Origin of the sequence: Pseudomonas sp. NPDC090233, from assembly GCF_044772285.1 — a bacterium.
Taxonomy (GTDB): domain Bacteria; phylum Pseudomonadota; class Gammaproteobacteria; order Pseudomonadales; family Pseudomonadaceae; genus Aquipseudomonas.
This window is the reverse complement of sequence record NZ_JBIVYQ010000006.1, coordinates 447,254-469,748: the sequence shown is the minus strand read 5'-3', so window position 1 is coordinate 469,748 and position 22,495 is coordinate 447,254. Positions and strand designations below refer to the sequence as shown.

General features: G+C 61.4%; 17 protein-coding genes. 8 read left to right on the top strand and 9 right to left on the bottom strand.

Annotated features, from left to right (window positions below; genetic code table 11):
• Positions 1 to 94 precede the first annotated feature (94 nt).
• Complete coding sequence (gene osmE, locus ACIQUF_RS19350) at positions 95 to 436, top strand: osmotically-inducible lipoprotein OsmE (protein ID WP_403134268.1); 342 nt, start codon at positions 95 to 97, stop codon at positions 434 to 436.
• Between the two features lie 48 nt (positions 437 to 484).
• Positions 485 to 1,015: a bacterioferritin gene (locus tag ACIQUF_RS19345; RefSeq protein ID WP_403134266.1), complete on the top strand. Its 531-nt coding sequence runs from the start codon at positions 485 to 487 to the stop codon at positions 1,013 to 1,015.
• A 69-nt stretch (positions 1,016 to 1,084) separates the two neighbouring features.
• Here the strand turns inward: ACIQUF_RS19345 and ACIQUF_RS19340 are convergent, their stop codons facing one another.
• On the bottom strand, positions 1,085 to 3,151 hold the full coding sequence (locus tag ACIQUF_RS19340; protein WP_403134265.1) for an AsmA family protein: 2,067 nt from the start codon (positions 3,149 to 3,151) through the stop codon (positions 1,085 to 1,087).
• 341 nt (positions 3,152 to 3,492) lie between these two features.
• Here ACIQUF_RS19340 and ACIQUF_RS19335 point away from each other — a divergent pair, with 341 nt between their 5' ends.
• The 3 genes from ACIQUF_RS19335 to ACIQUF_RS19325 all read left to right on the top strand — a co-directional run bounded on the left by ACIQUF_RS19335 (position 3,493) and on the right by ACIQUF_RS19325 (position 5,847).
• Positions 3,493 to 3,945, top strand: a complete 453-nt coding sequence (locus ACIQUF_RS19335) for a phage infection protein (protein WP_403134264.1) — start codon at positions 3,493 to 3,495, stop codon at positions 3,943 to 3,945.
• A 121-nt stretch (positions 3,946 to 4,066) separates the two neighbouring features.
• A complete protein-coding gene (locus ACIQUF_RS19330) occupies positions 4,067 to 4,699 on the top strand; it encodes a TetR family transcriptional regulator (RefSeq protein WP_403134261.1) in 633 nt (210 codons plus the stop codon).
• Between the two features lie 50 nt (positions 4,700 to 4,749).
• Positions 4,750 to 5,847 carry an AGE family epimerase/isomerase gene (locus tag ACIQUF_RS19325; protein ID WP_403134260.1) on the top strand — a complete coding sequence of 366 codons (1,098 nt, stop codon included), beginning with the start codon at positions 4,750 to 4,752 and terminating at the stop codon, positions 5,845 to 5,847.
• Between the two features lie 108 nt (positions 5,848 to 5,955).
• Here ACIQUF_RS19325 and ACIQUF_RS19320 read toward each other — a convergent pair whose 3' ends face one another.
• The 6 genes from ACIQUF_RS19320 to ACIQUF_RS19295 form a co-directional block, all read right to left on the bottom strand.
• Positions 5,956 to 6,723, bottom strand: a complete 768-nt coding sequence (locus ACIQUF_RS19320) for an SDR family oxidoreductase (RefSeq protein ID WP_403134258.1) — start codon at positions 6,721 to 6,723, stop codon at positions 5,956 to 5,958.
• A gap of 590 nt (positions 6,724 to 7,313) precedes the next feature.
• The gene (locus tag ACIQUF_RS19315) at positions 7,314 to 8,030 is read right to left on the bottom strand and encodes an ABC transporter ATP-binding protein (protein WP_400796885.1); all 717 of its coding nucleotides are present in this window, start codon (positions 8,028 to 8,030) and stop codon (positions 7,314 to 7,316) included.
• Positions 8,027 to 8,902 carry an ATP-binding cassette domain-containing protein gene (locus ACIQUF_RS19310; RefSeq protein ID WP_400612071.1) on the bottom strand — a complete coding sequence of 292 codons (876 nt, stop codon included), beginning with the start codon at positions 8,900 to 8,902 and terminating at the stop codon, positions 8,027 to 8,029. Before ACIQUF_RS19310 ends, ACIQUF_RS19315 begins: the two co-directional genes overlap by 4 nt.
• The gene (gene livM / locus ACIQUF_RS19305) at positions 8,899 to 10,200 is read right to left on the bottom strand and encodes a high-affinity branched-chain amino acid ABC transporter permease LivM (RefSeq protein WP_403134256.1); all 1,302 of its coding nucleotides are present in this window, start codon (positions 10,198 to 10,200) and stop codon (positions 8,899 to 8,901) included. The genes ACIQUF_RS19310 and livM overlap by 4 nt, the downstream gene beginning before the upstream one ends.
• A gap of 2 nt (positions 10,201 to 10,202) precedes the next feature.
• Entirely contained in the window at positions 10,203 to 11,117 is a 915-nt protein-coding gene (locus ACIQUF_RS19300) for a branched-chain amino acid ABC transporter permease LivH (RefSeq protein ID WP_400796879.1), read from the bottom strand.
• 154 nt (positions 11,118 to 11,271) lie between these two features.
• A complete protein-coding gene (locus tag ACIQUF_RS19295) occupies positions 11,272 to 12,408 on the bottom strand; it encodes a branched-chain amino acid ABC transporter substrate-binding protein (protein ID WP_403134254.1) in 1,137 nt (378 codons plus the stop codon).
• Between the two features lie 506 nt (positions 12,409 to 12,914).
• Between ACIQUF_RS19295 and pncB the strand changes: the two genes are divergently transcribed.
• Together pncB and nadE are read left to right on the top strand one after the other, a co-directional pair.
• On the top strand, positions 12,915 to 14,120 hold the full coding sequence (gene pncB, locus ACIQUF_RS19290) for a nicotinate phosphoribosyltransferase (RefSeq protein WP_403134253.1): 1,206 nt from the start codon (positions 12,915 to 12,917) through the stop codon (positions 14,118 to 14,120).
• A gap of 3 nt (positions 14,121 to 14,123) precedes the next feature.
• Positions 14,124 to 14,951, top strand: coding sequence for an ammonia-dependent NAD(+) synthetase (gene nadE / locus ACIQUF_RS19285; RefSeq protein WP_403134250.1), 828 nt, complete (start codon positions 14,124 to 14,126; stop codon positions 14,949 to 14,951).
• 105 nt (positions 14,952 to 15,056) lie between these two features.
• Here nadE and azu read toward each other — a convergent pair whose 3' ends face one another.
• Entirely contained in the window at positions 15,057 to 15,506 is a 450-nt protein-coding gene (gene azu, locus ACIQUF_RS19280; RefSeq protein WP_403134492.1) for an azurin, read from the bottom strand.
• Between the two features lie 365 nt (positions 15,507 to 15,871).
• Here azu and ACIQUF_RS19275 point away from each other — a divergent pair, with 365 nt between their 5' ends.
• The gene (locus tag ACIQUF_RS19275; protein ID WP_403134248.1) at positions 15,872 to 20,080 is read left to right on the top strand and encodes a hypothetical protein; all 4,209 of its coding nucleotides are present in this window, start codon (positions 15,872 to 15,874) and stop codon (positions 20,078 to 20,080) included.
• A gap of 6 nt (positions 20,081 to 20,086) precedes the next feature.
• Here ACIQUF_RS19275 and ACIQUF_RS19270 read toward each other — a convergent pair whose 3' ends face one another.
• The gene (locus ACIQUF_RS19270; RefSeq protein ID WP_403134245.1) at positions 20,087 to 22,390 is read right to left on the bottom strand and encodes a YgiQ family radical SAM protein; all 2,304 of its coding nucleotides are present in this window, start codon (positions 22,388 to 22,390) and stop codon (positions 20,087 to 20,089) included.
• Positions 22,391 to 22,495 lie beyond the last annotated feature (105 nt).

The following is a 22,495-nucleotide window of genomic DNA, read 5'->3' as shown; positions in this document are numbered from 1 at the left end:
CCAACACTACAGCGGCTTGGATGACCATCGCAATCGAACTCCTGACGCGCCGCGCGGTTCCAAACCAAACAGACCCTGAGCAAGGAGCGGGACCATGTACAAGCAGACCCTGGCAATCCTTCTAGCAAGCGCCACCCTCGCCGCCTGCGGCAGCCACCCGGAAAACCCGGTGGATTACGTCACCTACCGCGACGAGCCGCTGGTAAAGCAGGTCGAGAACGGCATGACCATGCAGAAGGTCATCGCCATCGGCGGCAGCCCGTCCAATGTGATCGACCTGCCGCACGGGGGCACCTGCAACGACTACATCCTCAACCGCGATGGCCAGCAACAGCCGTACTACGTGCGTTTCGACGCCACCGGCCATGTCGATGCCAAGGGCTTCAAGACCTGCAAGCAACGAGAAGAGGACAGCCAGGCCGTTAAAGGCGCGTAAGCCTCTCTTTCATTCTGACCTACCGTCCTGATCTGTTTGGAGATGACCATGAGCAACGTTGAACTGACCGATGTGCAAACCCTGCGCCAGCGTGCCCGCCAACACGTCGAACAAGGCGCGGTGACCGAGGGTTACCATGCCGACCGCCAAGAAATCCTGCGCCTGCTCAATGAGTCGCTGGCCACCGAACTGGTCTGCGTGCTGCGCTACAAGCGCCACTACTTCATGGCCAGCGGAATCAAGGCGAGCGTTGCGGCCGCAGAATTTCTGGAGCACGCCAACCAGGAAGCCGAGCACGCCGACAAGCTGGCCGAACGCATTGTGCAGCTGGGTGGCGAGCCAGACTTCAATCCGGACAACCTGACCAAGAATTCCCATGCCCAGTACGTGGCAGGTAATTCGCTGAAAGAAATGGTGCTGGAAGACCTGGTGGCCGAGCGTATTGCGATCGACAGCTACCGCGAGATCATTCAGTACATTGGTGACAAGGACCCGACCACGCGCCGCATCTTCGAGGACATCCTGGCCCAGGAAGAAGAGCACGCGGACGATATGTCGGATCTGCTGCAAGGTTTGTGATCGCACGGGGCTGCTTTGCAGCCCATTCGCGGGCGGTCCGCGAATGGGCCGCGAAGCGGCCCCATATATTCACTTCTTGCCCTTCACCGCAGCCGGCGCCTTGCCGGCTTTCATCTGCTGCAGCAACGGGGTGCACTGGTTGGGCGCATCGCCACTGCTCGGCGCTATCAGCGCCAACAGCCCCGCTGCCGGCCCCGCGACCACACCCAAGGCCACCATTCCCGCCCCCCGCAACGCCAGCGGCACCGCCTGCACGCCAGCGCTGGGCTTGGCAAACGGCCCACGGACATACAGCGGCGAGCGCAGCGAGAACAGGCGCAGGCCTTTCGATTCCGGGGTGATCTTCAGGTCCAGCTGCTCGCTGGCGAAGTTGGCGGTGCCATTGATGTAGATGATCGCGTTCTCGGTATCGAAGATGAACAGCCGCGTGGTCGCCAAGCCATCCTTGATGCCGACATCCGCCGCTGCGCAGTTGATCTTCACATCTTCGTCGCCGAACAGTTTGCCGACCACATAGTTGCCCACGTTCAGCCCAGCGATCTCCATCAGGCTGCGGCTGACAGCGCCATCGTTGATCAGCATGCGCAGGTCGCCATTGGCCGTGCCCAGCAACGCCGCTACCGAGTTGCCGCGGCCACTGATATCGGCATCGCCGTTCAGCTCGCCAAAGCTGGTCTGCATCGGCGCGAACGTAGGGAACAACTGCTTGAGCTTGAAGCCACGCGCGGTCAGCTGGGCGCGGCCTTGCAACGGCACGCTGCGCCCGTCCAGGCGGATCTTCGAGGCCAGGTTGCCACCGGCCACGCCAAAGCGCAGCGGCTCCAGGCGCAGCAGGCCGTCTTCGAGGATGACGTGGGCGGACAGGTCGTTGAACGGCAGCTTTTCACTGTGGACGATGCGCTTGCCGGTGAACTCGACATCGGCGTCCATGGCGCGCCAGCGTTCGGTACGGAATTCTTCTACCGGCAGCACCTTGCCGGTCGGCTGCTTGCTGGCGCCACCGCGTGCTTTTTGTTCGGCGTTGGAGTCGGCGCCGATCAGCGGGGCCAGGTCCTTGAACAACAGCTGGTTGGAGACCAGCTTGCCGGAAAGCTTGGGCCGGGGCTGGCTGGCGACGAAGGCCAGGTCGCCGTGAATGTCGCTATCGCCGATCTTGCCGTTGAAGCCCTGATAGTTGAAGGTCGCGCCTTCAGCCGCATGCAGGTTGGCGGTGAGGTGGCCGTCGGTTTCGTAGGCGGGCGTGTCCGGCAGGGTCACACCGGTCAGCGGGTAGAGGTTGCCCAGGCTGGCGCCGGACAGGCGCAGGCGAAGGTCCAGGGCGCCGAGGTTGCGTGGGTCGGTCAGGGTACCGGCGAACACCACGTGGGTGTCGGCAATGCGCACGTCGGCTTGCAGCGGGAACGGCTGGCTGGCGTCCTGCAGCGCCAGCAGGCCGCCGATCTTGCCCGTACCGGAAACGGGCTGGGCTTTGTAGCGACCCTGGGCCTTAAGCCCAAACGCGTAATCCTGGGTGCCGGCCGCCTTTTCAGCGCTTGCCTTGCCGACGATGTCACTGAAGGGAATCGGCTTGCCCAGCGGGTCGATCTGCACCTTCATGGTGGTCTTCAAGGTCTGGTCGTCGAAGCTGACGTTGCCTTGGTCGAAACCGATGGCGCCGATGTCCAGCTGCCACTTGGAAGGCTCGGCGTTCTCGTCCTTGGGGCCGAAATCGAAAGTCCAGTTGGCGCGGCCATCGGCCAGCCGGGTGAGGCTGGCGGTGGGTTTGACCAGGTCGATACGGGGGATGACGATCTGCTGGAACACCAGCGGCAGCGGCGCCAGGCGGAATTCAACGCGCTCCAGGCCGACCATCTTCGGCTCCTTGAGCCACTCCGGGTTGCCCAGGGTCAGGTCTTCGGCGATGAAGTGCGGCCACGGCACCCAAGCGCGCCAGCCGCCTTCTTCCGGCTCGGTGCGCCACTGCACGGCGAGGTTGCCGTTGATTGCGAACGGCCGGTGCAAAGCTTCGGAGACTTTCTCGTTGAGCAGCGGCTTGACGCGGTTCCAGTCGAAGGTGGCGATCACCACCACCAGTATCGCCAGCAGGGTCAGCAGGCTGGTTAGGGTCCAGACGAGGATTCTGGCGGGACGCGTCATTGCGTGATTCTCCTGACGGCTTGGCATGAAACGGGTGCAGCGATGGCACTCAATATGTCGGACTGATCAAAACCCGCTGGGTTTTATCGATTACGCCCATGATAGCGAAGTTTTTTCTGGCTTCTTGCTCAACATTCGGTCGTGGTATCGCGCTGACTGGGCTCGGAAACACCAATAGCCAATAGCCATGCCACGCGGCGAAACAGCCGTCCTAGAGCCTTGTGGATCCGCTATCAATAACATCGATTGTTACCATTACCCGTATGAACTTCTCTCTGGCGTTACCGGGCGTAGCATTGGCTCCGTACCCACTTTCCAGCCCCCGAGAGGAGCACCGAATCATGAAACGCCATCTGCTGACTCTGACCCTGTCCATCCTGGCTGCCAACGCCTTCGCCCTGCCAGCTGCCGACCAGCACCTGAACGCCGAATCGCGCTCCAGCGCCGCTGAAATCGCTCAGCCGCTGAAAACCGTTGCCGAAGGCGGCGCCGAACGTCTGCAAGAACGCGCAGGCCGTGTTGCCGAGGGTGGTTCGGACCGCCTGATCGAACAAAGTGGCCGCGTTGCCGAAGGTGGCTCCGATCGCCTGATCGAAAAAAGTGGCCGCGTTGCCGAAGGTGGCTCCGATCGCCTGATCGAAAAAAGTGGCCGCGTTGCCGAAGGTGGCTCTGATCGTCTGATCGAACAAAGTGGCCGTGTTGCCGAAGGTGGCTCTGATCGCCTGATCGAACAAAGTGGTCGTGTTGCCGAAGGTGGTTCGGATCGTCTGGTCGAAATCAGCCGTGTGAGCTGATCACCATGGCCGAAAAGAACAACTTACAGCACAGCGCCTGCTCCCCTCCAAGCCCGGTCCATTGACCGGGCTTCGTTTTTTTATCTAGAGTGCCGAGTTTTCCTTTCACAGAATCCTGCACATGCTGCCGCGCGCCGAACAGAAGCTACAGACTCGCCAGGCCTTGCTCGATGCGGCTTGCCAGCTCATGGAGAGTGGCCGTGGCTTTGGCAGCATCAGCCTGCGCGAAGTGGCCAAGGCCGCCGGCATCGTGCCCACCGGTTTCTACCGGCATTTCCCGGATATGGACGCCCTGGGCCTGGCCCTGGTGGCCGAGGTCGACGACACCTTCCGCCAGACCATCCGCCTGGTGCGGCACAACGAGTTCGAACTGGGTGGCATCACCGACGCTTCGGTGCGTATTTTCCTCGACGTGGTCGCTGCTCACCGCGCGCACTTTCTGTTCCTCGCCCGCGAGCAGTACGGCGGTTCGCAAGCGGTACGCCAGGCCATCGCCCGGCTGCGCCAGGGCATCAGCAACGACCTGGCCACCGACCTGGCCCGCATGAAACGCTGGCAGCACCTGGACAGCGCGGCGCTGACGGTGATGGCCGACCTGGTGGTGAAGACCGTCTTCGCCACCCTGCCCGAGCTGATCGATGACCCGGAGCAAGGTTATCCACAGGCGCTGAGCGCGCGTGAGAAGATCACCCAGCAGTTGCGTTTCATCTTCGTCGGCGCACGGCATTGGCAAGGCCTGGGCAATCCGGGCTGAAGCGCAGTTCTGCTACCATGGCGCACTGCCCGATTGTGACGAGCGCATTCATGTCCGACCCCCGCCCCACTCCGCCCGAACTGGCCCGCTTCCAACAGCACTTCGCCGAGCGCATCGTGCCGCTGTGGCAAGGCCCGGGCTGGAACGCCGAAATGGCCCTGCCCTTTGAGGCCCTGGATGCCGAGCACCGGCCGCTGCCGGTGCAGCGCTACCGGGCGATGGCCTGCGCACGCCAGCTGTACCTGTTCAGCAGCCGCATCGAACAACCGGGCGCGGCAGAGCGGGCCGCGGCGCTGTTCCGCTCGCTGCAGCGGCACTTCCATGACGCCGAGCACGGCGGCTGGTTCTACAGCATCGATGCCGAGGGCAAGCCGCTGGACCGGTGCAAGGACCTCTACACCCATGCATTCATCGTGTTTGCCTGCGCGCATTACTGGGGCAAGGTTCGCGAAGGCCTGGTGGAGTCCGCGTTGAATGCAGCTCTGGAGATCGTCAGCGAGCAGTTCAGCCGTGATGATGGGCTGTACGAGGCGAGCCTTGGTGAAGACTGGGCCGACCTGGGCAGTGGACCACTGCAGAACCCGCAGATGCACCTGGCAGAGGCGTTCCTGCAGGTCCTCGCCGTGCGTGAAGATCAAGACGTGCAACAGGCGCTATTGGGCTTGTGCGAGGCGCTACAGGCGCACTTCATCGATCCAAAACACGGGCTGATGCTGGAGAAACAGCGCGGTGCTGTGGATAACTGGTTCGAGCCGGGGCATCAGTTCGAGTGGTTTTACCTGCTGGATACATCACCGGTGTTGCGGGGTACCCCGCTGCATGCCTCGATCGACCGCGCTTTTGGCTACGCCGAACAATGCGGGGTGAAGGATGCCGCCGTGCTGGCGATGCTGGATGTGGATGGCAAGGTGATCGATGCGACCCAGCGGGTCTGGGCGCAGGCGGAATATCTGCGGGCTTTGGCATTGCGTCCGGGCAGTGAAGCGAAGCTGGCTGAGCAGTTGCAGGCGATGGAGCAGCGGTTTCTGCATGACGGCGGGTGGTATGAGTGCCGGGATGGTGAGGGGGCCGTCAGTCGGCATGACATGCCTTCGACCACACCCTATCACCTGGCGACCTGCCTGGAAGGCCTGCAGCGCCTGAGCTGACCCGTGGGAGCGGCTTCAGCCGCGAACACCGGCGAAGCCGGTGCCATTCACCGCGTCGCTTGCTTCGCGGCTGAAGCCGCGCCCACAGACTGAGCGGAGGCCCTCGGATCAGCCCTTGTTCGTGCGGTTGATCGACATCCCCGCCCAGTCCTGGCTCACTGGCATCAGCTCCAGGCTGTTGATGTTGATGTGCGCCGGCTGGTTGAGGATCCAGAAGATGGTCTCGGCGATATCCTCTGGCTGGATCGGCTCCGCACCGGCATAGGTCGCGTCATACTTGGCCTGATCACCACCGTGGCGCACCAGCGAGAACTCGCTCTCGCACAGCCCCGGCTCGATGTTGCTGACACGCACGCCAGTACCACGCAGGTCGCAACGCAGGCTCAGCGAGAACTGACCGACAAACGCCTTGGTGCCGCCATACACGTTGCTGCCTGGATACGGATAATTGCCCGCCACCGACCCCACATTGAGGATCGACGCCCCACGGCCGTAGGCGATCAGGCGCGGCAGCAGCAGGCGGGTGGTGAACATCAAGCCCTTGATGTTGGTGTCGACCATGGTTTCCCAGTCATCCAGGCTGCAGTTCTGCGCCGCATCCACGCCCAGCGCCAGGCCTGCGTTGTTGACCAGGCCACGCAGCTTGTCGAAACCGGCCGGCAGGTTGGCGATGGCCTGTTCCATAGCCTTGCGGTCACGTACGTCGAGCACCAGGCCATGCACTTCGGTCTTGGCCGACAGTTCGGCGCACAGGGCGTCCAGGCGCTCCTTGCGCCGGCCAGTGAGGATCAGCTTCCAGCCGGCATCGGCGAAACGGCGCGCGCTGGCCTCGCCAAAACCGGAAGTCGCGCCAGTGATGAATACGGTGGACGTCATGCTCTGTTCCTCGCTGTGGATTGTCATCGGCAGGCAGCATGCCCGCGCCGGGCGCAGTCAGCAAGCCGCCAAAGTTACTGGTCATTTTTTGTACATTATCCGCAAAGCCCTGTCGCAGACGGCCCGGCGCCAGCTATTCGCATGTTATCCACAAGGCTTTCCCCACGGATTGGGGGCAACTTGTCCCCAGGGCGGAACCCTTTCAGCGTAATGCGGTCAGCACGTACCTGCACACTGATAGCGCAAGGCTTTCAAGCATGCCGCCTGTAGCCGTCTGTCCAAGGGTTTCCCACAGAGTTATCCACAGAAACATGGCGCACTGCCAGCCCGCCTGCACTGGGGAAAAAAGCTTTTGAATTCATCCACAACGGCGATGTGATCAAAAAACAAACAACCCTCTGAAGGCCGCGGATCCAAAGGCTTTTAGCGAAGTGCCACCATGTTTTCCACAGGCGGTTCCACATTAAACGTGGAAAAGATTCAACCTGTGGAAACAAGGGCTTGCGAGGGGAATGTCGAGTGGGTGGAGAAAGATATGCGACAAGTTGTCCACATGGGCGAAGGGGCTGCCCCGCAGCCCCGGATACCCCTCAGTGCCCGCCCAGATAGGCGTTGCGCACTTCTTCATTGACCAACAACTCCTGCCCCGTCCCGGTCATGCGAATCTGCCCGTTGACCATCACGTAGGCCCGATCCGACAGCTTCAAGGCATGGTTGGCATTCTGCTCCACCAAAAAGATGGTCATCCCAGTCTTGGCCAGCTCCCGCAGGGTCGAGAAGATCTGTTTGACCACGATCGGGGCCAGCCCCAGCGAAGGCTCATCGAGCAGGAGTAGCTTGGGCCTGCTCATCAATGCACGGGCGATGGCCAGCATCTGCTGTTCACCGCCGGACATGGTCATGGCGCGCTGGTTGCGGCGCTCCTTGAGCCGAGGGAACAGCTCGAACATGCGCTGCATGTCCTCGGTGGCATATTTGTCGCCGATGGGGATGGTGCCCATCATCAGGTTCTCCTCGACCGTCATGTCGGGGAACACCCGGCGCCCTTCCGGCGACTGGGCAATGCCATTGGACGCGATGTAGTGCGACGACTTGCGGGTGATGTCGGTGCCACGGTAGACGATGTGCCCGGAGGCCGCGCGCGGCTGGCCGAAGATCGACATGAGCAGGGTCGACTTGCCGGCACCGTTGGCGCCGATAAGGCTCACCGTCTCGCCTTCGTTGATGTGCATGGAGACTTTTTTCAGCGCCTGGATCGGCCCGTAGAACACGTCCAGGTCCTGCAGTTCGAGAATGGGTGCGGTCATACCAGTTCCTCTTCGTCGGCACCCAGGTAGGCGGCGATCACCGTCGGGTTGTGGCGGATGTCCTGCGGCGCGCCTTCGGCGATCACGTTGCCGTGGTCGAGTACGACGATGTGATCGGAGATGCTCATGACCATGCCCATGTCGTGCTCGATCAGTACCACGGTGATGTCATGCTCGTCCCGCAGCACGCGGATCATGCGGCTCAGGGCCTCGGTCTCCTGCGGGTTGAGGCCGGCGGCCGGCTCGTCCAGGCAGATGATCTTCGGCCTTGTGCACATGGCCCGGGCGATTTCCAGGCGGCGCTGCTGGCCGTACGAAAGCTCACCGGCAAGGCGGTTGGCGCAGTCGACCAGGTCGACCACCTCCAGCCAGTAGAACGCGTGGTCCAGGGCATCGCTTTCGGCCTTGCGGTAGGCCTTGGTGTTGAGCACGCCGGCTAGCAGGTTGCGGTTGACCCACATGTGCTGGGCCACCAGCAGGTTTTCCACCACCGACATTTCCTTGAACAGGCGAATGTTCTGGAAGGTGCGAGCGAGACCTGCGCGGTTGACCAGGTGGGTGCCGCCGAACATCTTGTAGTACATACGGTTGGCAAAACGCGCCGGCGACACGAAGTCCGCCGCCTGGAAGCGCTCGCCAAGCAGCTGGATGACATTGGTGTGGCTGCCGCGCACGTTCAATTCGATGCGCCCGCCGCTGGCCTTGTAGAAGCCGGTGAGGCAGTTGAACACCGTGGTCTTGCCGGCACCGTTGGGGCCGATCAGGGCGAAGATCTGGTTGCGCTTGACCTTGAGGCTGACATCGCTCAGCGCCTTGATGCCGCCGAACTGCATCATCAGGTTGTCGACCGAAAGAATGATTTCGTCGCTCATGGCGCCACTCCTTTACGCGGGACCACACCGGTACGGCTGATGCGAATCAGCCCCCGCGGTCGCCAGATCATCATCAGCACCATCAGCACGCCGAACAGCAGCACCCGGTATTCGGAGAAGCTGCGCAGCAGCTCCGGCGCCACGGTCAGCACGAACGCCGCGATCACCACGCCCACGGTCGAGCCCATGCCACCGAGCACCACGATGGCGAGGATCAGCGCCGACTCGAAGAAGGTAAACGAGGATGGGTTGACGAAGCCTTGGTAGGTGGCGAAGAACACCCCAGCCAGGCCTGCCGTAGAGGCACCAAGGGTGAACGCCGAAAGCTTGACCAGCACGTGGTTCAGGCCCATCGAGCGGCAGGCGATCTCGTCTTCGCGCAGCGCTTCCCAGGCGCGGCCGACCGGCATGCGGGTCAGGCGATGCTTGATATAGAGCACCGCCAGCACCACCAGGAACAGCACCGCGTAGATGAACACGAACTTGAGGTTGGGGTTGTAATCGAAACCGAAGAACTCATGGATCGGCACCCCGCCATCCTTGGCGCGCCGGCCAAACTCCAGGCCCAGGAAGGTCGGCGAAGGCGCCGGCATGCCGTTCGGGCCGCCGGTGAACGACAGCCAGTTGTTCAGCACCAGGCGGATGATCTCGCCAAAACCCAGGGTCACGATCGCCAGGTAGTCACCGTGCATGCGTAACACCGGGAAGCCGAGTATGCACCCCGCCAACGCTGCGGCGATGGCCGCCAGTGGCAGCACGCTCCAGAAGCCCAGGCCGAGGTACTGGTAGCCCAGCGCCAGGCCATAGGCGCCAATCGCGTAGAACGCCACGTAGCCCAGGTCGAGCAAGCCCGCCAGGCCGACCACGATGTTCAGGCCAAGGCCCAGCAACACGTAGATCAGGCCGAGGATGACCACGGTCAGCAGGTATTTGTTGGCGAAGATTGGGAAGACGATGGCGATCACCACCAGCGCCGGAATGATGTAGCGCAGCCGCGACTTGTAGTCCGGGGCGTTGACATGCACCCCCGAGCCACCGCTGTCGAAGCCTTGCAGCATGCGTTTGCCGGCAGCGGTCTGCAGGTACAGGCTGAGCAGGAAGCGGCCGAGCATCACCCCGCCGACCAGCCAGGCCACACGGCGCGGCTCGGCATTGAAGGTGTAGCCGTCGAGCACCACGCCGACCACCGGGCCGAACACGATGAGCGCCAGCAGGCCGGCGACGATGGTCTCCAGCAGGCTGCGTTTGAGATCGAAACCGTTGGTTTCGGCAACAGGAGCAGTTTTGGCAGTGGACATGTTCACACCTTAGCCACGAGCGGGCGACCCAGCAGGCCTTGTGGGCGGAAGATAAGGATCAGCACCAGCAGCGAGAAGCTGAACACATCCTTGTAGTCGGAGTTGATCAGGCCCGAGAACAGCGACTCGGAAATCCCCAGGATGATCCCGCCCAGCATGGCGCCAGGCAGCGAGCCGATGCCACCAAGCACCGCGGCGGTGAACGCCTTGATGCCGATGATGAAGCCGGCATAGAAGTCGAAGGTGCCGTAGTTCATGGTGATCAGCACGCCGGCCAGCGCGGCCATCACCGCACCGATGACGAACACGTAGGAAATCACCCGGTCGGTGTTGATACCCAGAATCGACGCCATCTTGCGGTCTTGCTGGGTGGCGCGGCACATGCGGCCGAGTTTGGTGTACTTGATCACGTAGGTCAGCAGGCCCATGCCGACGAAGGCGGCGATCAGAATGAAGATCTTGGTGTAGGTCAGCTGCACGAAGCCGGTGCCCACTTCGACGCGCAGGGCGCCTTCGAGCAGGGTCGGCACGCCTTGCTGGCGAGCGCCCTGGCTGATCTGCGCGTAGTTCTGCAGGATCAGCGAGATACCGATGGCACTGATCAGCGGTGCCAGGCGGGTGGAGTTGCGCAGGGGTTTGTAGGCGATGCGTTCGATGGTGAAGCCATAGACGCCGGTGACGACCACGGTGAACAACAGCGTGCCGAGCATCAGCAGCGGGAAGGATTCGATACCGAAATAAGCCAGCAATGCCAGGCTGATCGCCGCGAGGTACGCGGAAATCATATACACCTCGCCATGCGCGAAGTTGATCATGCCGATGATGCCATAGACCATTGTGTAGCCGATGGCGATCAGGCCATAGACCGACCCGAGGGTCAGGCCGTTGACCAGTTGCTGCAGGAAAATACCATCCATAACGCAATCTCACCTGAGCGAGACTGCACGCGCGCCGACCACCACGAGCCACGGATGAAGCGACCCCAGCAGCGCAGAACCGTGCAAGTCTCCGAAAAAGGACAGGTACCGCAGGGGCATTGGCCCGGGGCTGTGCCCGGGCTGGCAGCCGTTGTTATTTTTGTTTTTCCAGCTGGTGGTACTTGCCGTCCTTGTCCCACTGGTAGACAACGTAGTCGGAGACGGTCAGGTCGCCCTTCTGGTCCCACTTCTTCTCGCCCATGACGGTCTGCACCGGGTTGGCCTTGAGCCACTTGGCCGCGTCTTCGCCCTTGTTCGACTTGGCGCCGTTGAATGCAGCGGCCAGGGCTTGAACCGAGGCGTAGGCGTACAGGGTGTAGCCTTCAGGCTCGGTGCCGGCTTTGCGGAACTCCTCGACCACGGCCTTGCTGTCCGGCAGTAGGCGTGGGTCGGCGCCGAAGGTCATGTAGACGCCGTTGGTGTACTGGGCACCGCCCGCGGTGGCGACCAGTTCGTCGGTGACGATGCCGTCGTCGGACATGAACGCCACATCCTTCAAGCCCTGTTCACGCAGCTGACGGACCAGCGGGCCGGCCTCGGGATGCAGGCCACCGAAGTACACGACGTCGGCACCGGCGGCGCGAATCTTGGTGACCACGGCGCTGAAGTCCTTCTCGCCACGGGTCAGGCCTTCGTACAGCACAGGCTTCACGCCGCGCTTCTCCAATTGCGCCTTGGTCGCGTCGGCCAACCCCTGGCCATAGGTGTCCTTGTCGTGCAGCACCACGACTTTCTTGCCTTTGAGCACATCGACGATGTAGTTGCCGGCGACGATGCCCTGCTGGTCGTCACGGCCGCACATGCGGAACATGGCGCTGAGCCCGCGTTCGGTCACTTGTGGGTTGGTGGAGCCGGGGGTAATGGCGATCACGCCGGCTTCGTCATACACCTCGGACGCCGGGATGGTGTTGGAGGAACAGAAGTGGCCGACCACACCGATCACTTTGTCCTGATCGACCAGGCGGTTGGCCACGGCTACGGCCTGCTTCGGCTCGCAGGCGTCATCGCCTTTGACCAGGATGATCTTCTCGCCATTCACGCCACCGGCGGCATTGACCTTGTCGGCCGCTGCCTGCGCACCTTTCATGTATTGCTCGCCAAACGCTGCGTTCGCCCCTGTCATGGGGCCCGCGACACCGATCTTGACGTCGGCCTGAACATACGAAGAAACACCCAGTGCCGTAGCCACGGCAAGTGCCAGGAAACCTTTCTTGTAAAACGTCTGCGACATGAGGTGGTGCTCCTAGAGTTTTTTTTGGTTGGCACTACAACTTCTCAGCCCTGTGCTCCGAGCAAGGGCCGTGCCATTGGTTTTGTTTTCTGGGAAAACACTCTGGGCAGGAGGCTGCTAGGCGACCGGCGGCCTTTCCTTTACTGAGCGTGCAACCGTCTGCCACGCGGCAGGCGCCACCACACGTACAGACAAGGAGCAACCGTCATGTGCCATCATTGCAACCCCGGCAAGTGTTTACGTGCAACCGCCCTGTAACAGCGGACGTCACCGAACTGCACACCGCTGGTGCGCGACTGCTACAGGCAGCACCCTTTCAAGGCTAGCTGGTGCACGGAAAAACACCTGTTTTGGCCTGCACGGGCCTCATCGCGGATGAATCCGCTCCTACAGACGCCACATAACCCGTAGGAGCGGATTCATCCGCGATGAGGGCCGCACTGACACCCTAAACCCCAAAAGACTGGCACAATGGCCGCCATTCGCCGCTTCTGGAGCCACCCTTGATGAGCGAGAGCGCATTCGCCGAGCGCATCGTGCACAACCTGCTCGACACCGACTTCTACAAGCTCACCATGATGCAGGCCGTGCTGCACAACTACCCCGACGCCGACGTCGAATGGGAATTCCGCTGCCGCAACGGCGAGGACCTGCGCCCCTACCTCGGTGAGATCCGCCATCAGCTCGAACTGCTCAGCGAACTCACCCTGGGTGATGGCCAGTTGGCCTTCCTCGAACGCATCAGTTTCCTCAAACCCGATTTCCTGCGCTTCCTGCGCCTGTTCCGCTTCAACCTGCGCTACGTACGCCTCGGCATTGAAAACGACCAGCTGTGCCTGCGCCTGAAAGGCCCGTGGCTGCACGTGATCCTTTTCGAAGTGCCGCTGCTGGCAATCATCAGCGAAGTGCGCAACCGCCACCTGCACCCGCGCATGCGCCTGGCCGAAGCACGTGACCAGTTGTACCGCAAATTCGACTGGCTGCAGGCGCATGCCAGCGCCGACGAACTGGCCGAGCTGCAAGTGGCCGACTTCGGCACTCGCCGCCGCTTTTCCAGCCGTGTCCAAGAAGAGGTGGTGCGGGTGCTGCGCGACGACTTTCCGGCCCGCTTCGTCGGCACCAGCAACGTCGACCTGGCATGGAAACTGGATATCAAGCCGCTGGGCACCATGGCCCACGAATGGATCATGGCCCACCAGCAGCTCGGCCCGCGGCTGATCGACAGCCAGATCGCCGCACTCGACTGCTGGGTTCGCGAATACCGCGGCCTGCTCGGCATCGCCCTGACCGACTGCATCACCATGGATGCCTTCCTCGGCGATTTCGATCTGTACTTCGCCAAGCTGTTCGACGGCCTGCGCCATGATTCGGGCGAGCCGGTGGCCTGGGCGGAAAAGGCCATCGCCCACTACCAGAAGCTGGGTATCGACCCGATGACCAAGACCCTGGTGTTCTCCGATGGCCTCAACCTGACCCGCTCGCTGGAGATCTTCCGTGCCCTGCGCGGGCGTATCAACGTCAGTTTCGGCATCGGCACCAACCTGACCTGCGATATCCCTGGCGTAGCGCCGATGAACATCGTGCTGAAAATGACCGACTGCAACGGCTCGCCAGTGGCGAAGATCTCCGACGAAGCCGCCAAGACCCAGTGCCGCGACGAAAACTTCGTCGCCTACCTGCGTCACGTATTCAAAATCCCCAGCAAGGAGTAACCCATGCAAGCCGTTCAGCAAGAGATTGCCCAGGCGCTCAAGGTCCAGCCGCCCTTCGCCGACGCCGCTGCACTGGAGGCCGAAGTCGCCCGGCGCGTGGCATTCATCAAGGGTTGCCTGGCCAACGCTCGGCTCAAGACCCTGGTGCTGGGCATCAGCGGTGGCGTCGACTCGCTGACCGCCGCCCTGCTCGCCCAGCGCGCCATCAATGAGCTGCGCGCCGAAACCGGGGACAACGCCTATACCTTCATCGCCGTGCGCCTGCCGTATCAGGTGCAGCACGACGAGCATGACGCCCAGGCCTGCCTGGAAGTGATCAAGGCCGATGAGGTGCATACGGTCGACATCGCCCCCGCCGTGCGTGCACTGGCTTCGGAAGTGAAAGAGCTGAAGAACGGCTCGCCGACGTTGGTGGATTTCGTCGTCGGCAACGTCAAGGCGCGTACACGGATGGTCGCGCAGTACACCATCGCTGGTGCGCGCGCGGGCCTGGTGATCGGCACCGACCATGCCGCCGAGGCGGTGATGGGCTTCTTTACCAAGTTTGGTGATGGTGCTTGTGATCTGGCGCCGCTGAGCGGCCTGGTGAAGAACCAGGTGCGGGCGATTGCGCGCAGCTTTGGTGCGCCTGAAGCGCTGGTGGAGAAGGTGCCGACGGCGGACCTGGAAGACCTGGAGCCGGGTAAGCCCGACGAAGCTTCGCATGGTGTGACCTACCAGCAGATCGATGCCTTCCTGCATGGGCTGCCGGTGGATCAGGCGGCGTTCGATATCATCGTCGCCACTTACCGCAAGACCCAGCACAAGCGCGAACTGCCGTTCGCCCCATAAAAGCTTCGCGGGGCAAGCCCGCTCCCACAGATTTGAGGTGCAACACCGATCTCTGTGGGAGCGGGCTTGCCCCGCGAATAGGCCCTAAAGCCTACACAACTGTCATTACTTGACGACGACCTTGCCCTTCATCATCGAGATGTGGCCCGGGAAGGTGCAGAAGAAGCTGTAGTCACCACCGGCTTCCAGCTTGGAAGTGTCGAACTTCACTTCGGTTTCTTTCTCAGGTGCGCCGATCATCGCGGTGTGGGCGATGATGTTGGCGTTGTCTTCCTTCAGGTAACCCTTGTCGATGCCCTGGCTCATGCCCTCAGTGGCAATCGCCTGCATGTCGGCAGTCTTGCTGATCACCAGGTTATGGCCCATCACGTTCTTCGGCAGGCTGCCGGAGTGGGTCAGTTTGACGGTGAACTCCTTGCAGCTCTTGTCGACGGTGATTTCCTTGGTGGTGTAGGACATCTGGTCCGTCGATTCGACAGTCACCGAGCACTCGGCGGCGAAGACGGAGGCGCTGGCGAGGGTCAGCAGGGATACCGCTACAGCTTTCGCAAACATCATGAATCTCCTTGGCAGGGTTTTATCAATTGCGAGACTGCCTGAACCCGTCCAGCCCCTTGCTGACATGCATCAAGGGGGTGTCAAGTGGCCAGCCAGTTGAATTGTTCAATGGATTGTATACAACCAATCTAAGGGCACATCATGCCCTTTTAATAGACGATGGGACAACCTCTCATTTAGGAGCAATCGCAATGTCCCTCTCAAGTTTCATGAACAGCCTGCTCGCCGCCTACGCCCACGGAGCCAGCGGTGCCATCTGCGAGTTCTCCCGGCCGGAGTGACCGCGGCCCCCATGAATAACTAACACCCAAGGCCATGCGCTCATTGCTGAACTGAAGCCTCTTCAACTTCAGGTGCATGCCATGAGTGCGTCATCCACGTCCTTCGCCCAACCCTACACCGAGTGGAATACCCCGAGGCTCGACAACATCACCCGTCTGCTCGACTACTGCAAGACACTGCAGTCGCCCGCAGACTTCAGCAGGCAACAATGGGCCGTTCAGGCAGTCGCGGCCATAGGCCAGGTCGTCCCCACATCGGCCACTACTCTGACAGCGCTTCGGCAGCACCTCACCACATTGGTGGAGGTGCTGCTGGATCACCTCATCCGCCACAGCGCCGATATCCACCCGCTGCTGGACGAACAACAGAACCAACTGATTCTGGATCAGCTGCGGCTGACCCTGCCGAGCCAAGCCCCGTGTTTGTTCGATGCCATTCTGCAGCGCTGGGACGAGAACCTGGACGGTTTTTACGAGCGACCCGTGACGACCCTGGCCGACGCCCGGCAATCGGCGGTGATCAGTGATCTGGTTACCCGTATTCAGAGTTCCTTGCAGTGGTACGGCCCGGATACCAGCGAAGCGCAGTCGCCGATCCTCTGGGTGAAATTACTCTGCCATTCCCTGGCCTTGGCCCTTGACCCAGACAGCAACCTACTGGGCTTCGAATTCGACACTGCCCGCCATGCTGGCATGACCATCGCCGAGATCTTCAGCGCTTTTGACGAGCACCTGCTCAGACGCAATGCGCTGATTCTGCCCAGCCACCTGCCGCTCGCCCGTTACGTGCTCAGACCACGCTTGCCCGCCGCCTTCCAGGTCAGCGATCTGCCAACCGAGATGGTCTACCGCAGCAGCGCAAGCTGGGTACACTTTCTCAGCGCAGTAAACCTCAGTGAAATGCTGACACCGGGAGGCGCCGCTCGACGTTCCAGCACTGAAATTCTGTTGCTGCCGGAGCAGTTGAGCAAAAGCAATGCAACGCAATTCGACACATTGTTTCAAAGCGCCGTCAGCCAGCCGGTGTTGGAGTGGGCGCAAGCCAACGGCAAAATTCCCGAGCAGCCTGCGCAGACATTCACCGAGGCAATGCTGAACGAGGCGTACACAGCATTCAATGCTCACCAGACGCAATTGATCACTGCGGTCGAAGCGTTGACCAAGCCTATGCCGGTGCGCTTCGACATGGCCAAAGAGCAGCTGCAGAAGTACAAGATAGACCCGTACACGCCTTGCTACAGGTGGTGGCCAAGTCAGGAGTTTCGCGGCGCCTACACCTGGGAAACCAATCGTTCGCGCGAGGCTTGGGAGGTGTATGCCTCCGGCGATCTGGAGACCTGGAGCCCGGAGAACAAGGCCGACATGCATGCGTGGGGCATGCCCGATATCAGCGGCAAATTCGACAGCGAATTCAGTGCCTGGCTGGCCATGGTCGATGCCGCACTGCAGTGGCAACTTGAGAATCTGCTGAGAGAACTGCCCCGTTCGGAACTACGTTTCATCGAACAGGCAGAGATAGAGTTGTTTCAACTGAGAAAGGCCAGTGGCAGGACGGTCGCGTTTGATCAAACAGCAGGCATACAACACCTGATCGGACGCGCGGGGTTGCTGATACGCGCCGCAAAAGCGGGAGTGCGGCGTTGTTATGAGGTGTTTCCACAGGCAGGCGTAATCGTGCGGCGGGGCGATCTTGATTTCAGAGTAGACGGCGTCTTCAGTTATCCCCCGCCCGCCCATGGCAACCCGCTTGGCTCCAACAGCCACTCCGGCTGGCATAGAGGGGTTACCGAGCCCCTGGACTTGAACGCCTACGAGAACATTGCCACACCTCGAACGGGGCACAAGTCGTCTGTGATCATCACGCGCTTCGCCCTGATCAGAGGGCACAGCCTGAGTAGGCGGGAGTTGATTGAGCGCATCGCAAGCGAGGCTATCAAAAAGCATTTATTGGCAACTTCCGAGACTCTTCGCGAAAACGCCAGAGGCACGACAGACAAGGAACAGCCCCATTGGACCTATAAGATATTCAAGGCAACTATTCCATTCTGGCAGGCCACCGAGGATATCATTCGGGGGGTCAAGGAAAGTAAGCCTGGGCTTGTTCGCCAAGGCATCGGCTATGGCCTGTTGGACCTCCTGATGATCGGGGCGCCGATCAAGAGCATTAGCTCAGTCGCCCGCATCTCATTCAAACAAGCGGCCACCCTAGCGCTGCGCAGCACGATCGAAGGGATGAATTCGGGTCTTCGTGCGGCTTTTATCCGTGCGCGCCTGAGTGTCAGCAAGATGGTCCCGAGCTTTTCCAGGTTGGCAGTGCTCACAAGCGTGCAAGTTGCCAATCAGACAATCCCACTCTTCGGCTTAGTGCTGATGACGCTGAAAGCCGGGCCGAAAGTGCTAAGGCTGTCCAAACGCGCTATTCAGGAACTGTACAGAGCGCTGAAAACCTTCAGAAAAACCCTGAGCAGCATCCAGTACCCCGGCGGCCTGACGCGGGTAAAAACGGGCGTGTCAGGTTCGTATCAAGGCAAGCTGACAGGAGACCAGTTAAGGCATGTGGGCGGACACCGGCAGGTCGTCACCCGCACGATCGATTCGGATCCTGGCCAGCCTTCCGGCTCATTCCTCGTCGACCTGCATTCAGCCAAGCCCTACGGACCTAAGCTGGTGGAAATCGACGACTACGGCACCCTTGCGTTAAGGGCACCGACGAGCCTGCCGGTGCAGTTGAACAAGGCAGGTGTGCATGTCGTCGAAGCGCCGCACGAACTGTCCATGAAATGGGTGCTTTGGGGAGACGATCTTTACCTGCAATCCAAGGACCTGCTCTACATCCGCGCCGTGAAACCAGGCGGGGCAGTCACCTTGCGCCAGGTCAACGCCAGCACGCTATTGCATCAGAAGCCCCTGACGGGCCACCCGATGTGTCGCAGCCTACGTGATGGTCTGAGCCGAAGTCTCTGCCTGCTCGGCAGCGGAGCGTTTCCTGATACGCACACCAACGGTCGTGACATCGTGCCCTGGTTCAACGACCGCACCCTCTCCACGCAAAACTACAAGTATGTGTTCAACAACACGCAGTGGCAGCTTCACGGCGCTAGATCAGTCGCAAAGGCCAAAAACCTGCGTTATGAGCACTACAAGGAGACGATCCAGGTGGAAGTTCTGGGTGGCAACGAGCTGTTCAAGGCCATCAGGATCAAGGGAGGTATTCTCGGCAACTTCGATGAGAGCCACACCCTTTCAGCAGTGCTTGCCCCACGTCGATCAGACGGCCTGACATTCTTGGTCACCCGCGCTGACCCAGGTGTTTTTTACAGCGGCCCTTGGAGCCCTGGCGATGGTAGCGTGACGCTGACGAAGTTTCGCCCCAGCCACCCCATCGCTGTCTCTCCCAATGAAAACGATACCCTGGCACTGATCTATACGGGCAGTTACGACGCCCATGTGAAGATCCAGGAAATGGGCCAAGTCAAATTGGCTGCGCAGTTGACGAAAACTACCCAGCACCTGGCCAACTATCGAGGCTTGCCGCAATTCGAGGCCTTCATCAACGGTCACTTCAACATGGGCACCACGCAGGCTCAGGCGGCCCTGTTCTGCCATTACACACAAATGCGCATGGGCCAGACCACCCGAGCAGCCTCGGCCCTCTGGCAGACAGTCACCAGCGCCACCGCTGCAACCGATGTGGATGACATAGCCCTGCACCTCAACCGTATCCTCTCACCCGGCCGGAGCTATAACGCTCAAACGGTGCTGCAAACCAGAGTGGTCAAAAAAATTGCGGGTAAACAGAACCTGGCTTACCTGAAACTCACCTTCGATACCGATCCTGTCACGACATCTGTCTACTTCAGCTTGTCTGGCAGAGCGAACCATGGCTTCAGGACCAAATTGGCGCAGTTCATGCGAGGCAAAGATTTGCCAGCCTACCGGGGATGGCAGCGCCAAGGCGAAGTAGCCATCAGTGACGACGGCATCAGATACATCGACGCTCAACCGCCCCGTTGGCAAAGCAGGGCTCGCAAACAGACCTTTTCAATCCCCGATACATCAACACCGCGCAAGTTCATCGAAGGCTCGCCGAATCCGAGGGCTCTGGATTCAGAGCACAACATCCTGGAAAAACTCAAGTCGGATGGGATCGACTTCGAAACCGTCACGTCTGCAGTGCTCTATAGCAAGCTGCCCGTCTGCCCTTCGTGCACTGAAGTGCTGCACAAATTGCAGAGCCTCATGCTCAAAGGCAGCCTCCGAGTATTCGAAGGCCTACCCTCCAGGCAGTGAGCCGGGTTAACGCGGAATGACGGGCTGGCGAGGCTTCTTGTTACCGCCCTTGCCACCCTTGGCCGCTTCCTTGCGCTCCTTGGCCGCCTGCTGGTTGCGGGCGAACGCCTCGGCCTTGGCCTTCTCGCGCTTGTCCCACGGCTTGCTGCCGTCGCTTGCACGCGGTGGCAGGCCGGTGTGCTGGGTGAGGATCTTCTGCTCCTTGGCCACCTTGTGGCTACCGGCCGGGGTCGAGTTCTTGCGTCGGGCGCTCTGGTAGCTGTCGGTCTGCGGCTGGTGCAGCGGGATCAGCTGGTGCTTGCCCGGGCCGATCAAGTCGGCACGGCCCATGCGCTCCAGCGCCTCACGCAGCATCGGCCAGCCTTTCGGGTCGTGGTAGCGCAGGAACGCCTTGTGCAGGCGGCGCTGCTCTTCGCTCTTGACGATGTCCACGCCTTCGCTCTTGTAGGTGACCTTGCGCAGCGGGTTCTTGCCCGAATGGTACATGGCCGTGGCCGAAGCCATGGGCGACGGGTAGAACGCCTGCACCTGGTCGGCGCGGAAGCCGTTGCCCTTGAGCCACAGGGCCAGGTTCATCATGTCTTCGTCGGTGGTGCCCGGGTGCGCGGCGATGAAGTACGGGATCAGGTACTGCTCCTTGCCCGCCTCTTTCGAGAACTTCTCGAACATGCGCTTGAAGCGGTCGTAGGTGCCGATGCCCGGCTTCATCATCTTGTCCAGCGGGCCACGCTCGGTGTGCTCCGGGGCAATCTTCAGGTAGCCGCCCACGTGGTGGGTGACCAGCTCCTTGACGTACTCCGGCGATTCCACCGCCAGGTCGTAACGCAGGCCCGAGGCGATCAGGATCTTCTTCACACCTGGCAGGGCACGGGCCTTGCGGTACAGCTCGATCAACGAGCTGTGGTCGGTGTTGAGGTTCTCGCAGATGCCCGGGAACACGCACGACGGCTTGCGGCAGTGCTTCTCGATATCGTGGCTCTTGCAGGCGATGCGGTACATGTTGGCGGTCGGGCCACCCAGGTCGGAGACCACGCCGGTGAAGCCCGGCACCTTGTCACGCATCTCTTCGATTTCGTGCAGGATCGACTCGTGGGAGCGGTTCTGGATGATCCGGCCTTCGTGCTCAGTAATCGAGCAGAAGGTGCAGCCGCCGAAGCAGCCACGCATGATGTTCACCGAGAAGCGGATCATCTCGTAGGCCGGGATGCGCTCCTTGCCGTAGGCCGGGTGCGGGATACGGGCGTACGGCATGCCGAACACGTAGTCCATTTCTTCGGTGGTCATGGGAATGGGTGGCGGGTTGAACCACACATCCACTTCGCCATGCTTCTGCACCAGTGCGCGGGCGTTACCTGGGTTGGTCTCCAGGTGCAGCACGCGGTTGGCGTGGGCGTAGAGCACCGGGTCGTTACGCACCTTTTCGAACGATGGCAGGCGGATCACCGACTTTTCCCGGGTCACGCTCGGGCTGTCGAGGATCTGCACGACCTTGGCTTCGTTCGGGTCTTCCTGGTCGCCTTTGGCCTGCTCGATGGCGCAGGCCTGGGTGTCCTGGGTGTTGACGTAGGGGTTGATGATCTTGTCGACCCGGCCTGGGCGGTCGATGCGGGTGGAGTCGATTTCGTACCAGCCCGCTGGCGTGTCACGGCGGATGAACGCCGTACCGCGCACGTCGGTGATCTGCTCGATACGCTCGCCCTGGGACATGCGCTGGGCGACTTCGACGATGGCCCGCTCGGCGTTGCCGTACAGCAGGATGTCAGCGCTGGCGTCGACCAGGATCGAGTGGCGGACCTTGTCCTGCCAGTAGTCATAGTGGGCGATGCGGCGCAGCGACGCCTCGATGCCACCCAGCACGATCGGCACGTGCTTGTAGGCTTCCTTGCAACGCTGGCTGTACACCAGGCTGGCGCGGTCCGGGCGCTTGCCGGCCAGGCCGCCTGGGGTGTAGGCATCGTCGGAACGGATTTTTTTGTCCGCGGTGTAGCGGTTGATCATCGAGTCCATGTTGCCCGCCGCGACACCGAAGAACAGGTTCGGCTCGCCCAGCTTCATGAAGTCGTCTTTCGACTGCCAGTTCGGCTGGGCAATGATGCCCACGCGGAAGCCCTGGGCCTCCAGCAGGCGGCCGATGATGGCCATGCCGAACGACGCGTGGTCGACGTAGGCGTCACCGGTCACGATGATGATGTCGCAGGAATCCCAGCCGAGCAGATCCATCTCCTCCCTGCTCATCGGCAGGAAAGGTGCTGGCCCGAAGCATTCGGCCCAGTACTTGGGATAGTCGTAGAGTGGTTTGGCTGCTTGCATGTCAGTGACCGGTTTTGGTGTTCAGGGAAATCGCGGGCGCGGAGGATAGCACAAATTTTGACCAAATCCGACGGTGTTCGTGGGGATTGGTCGGCTGGCCGATGT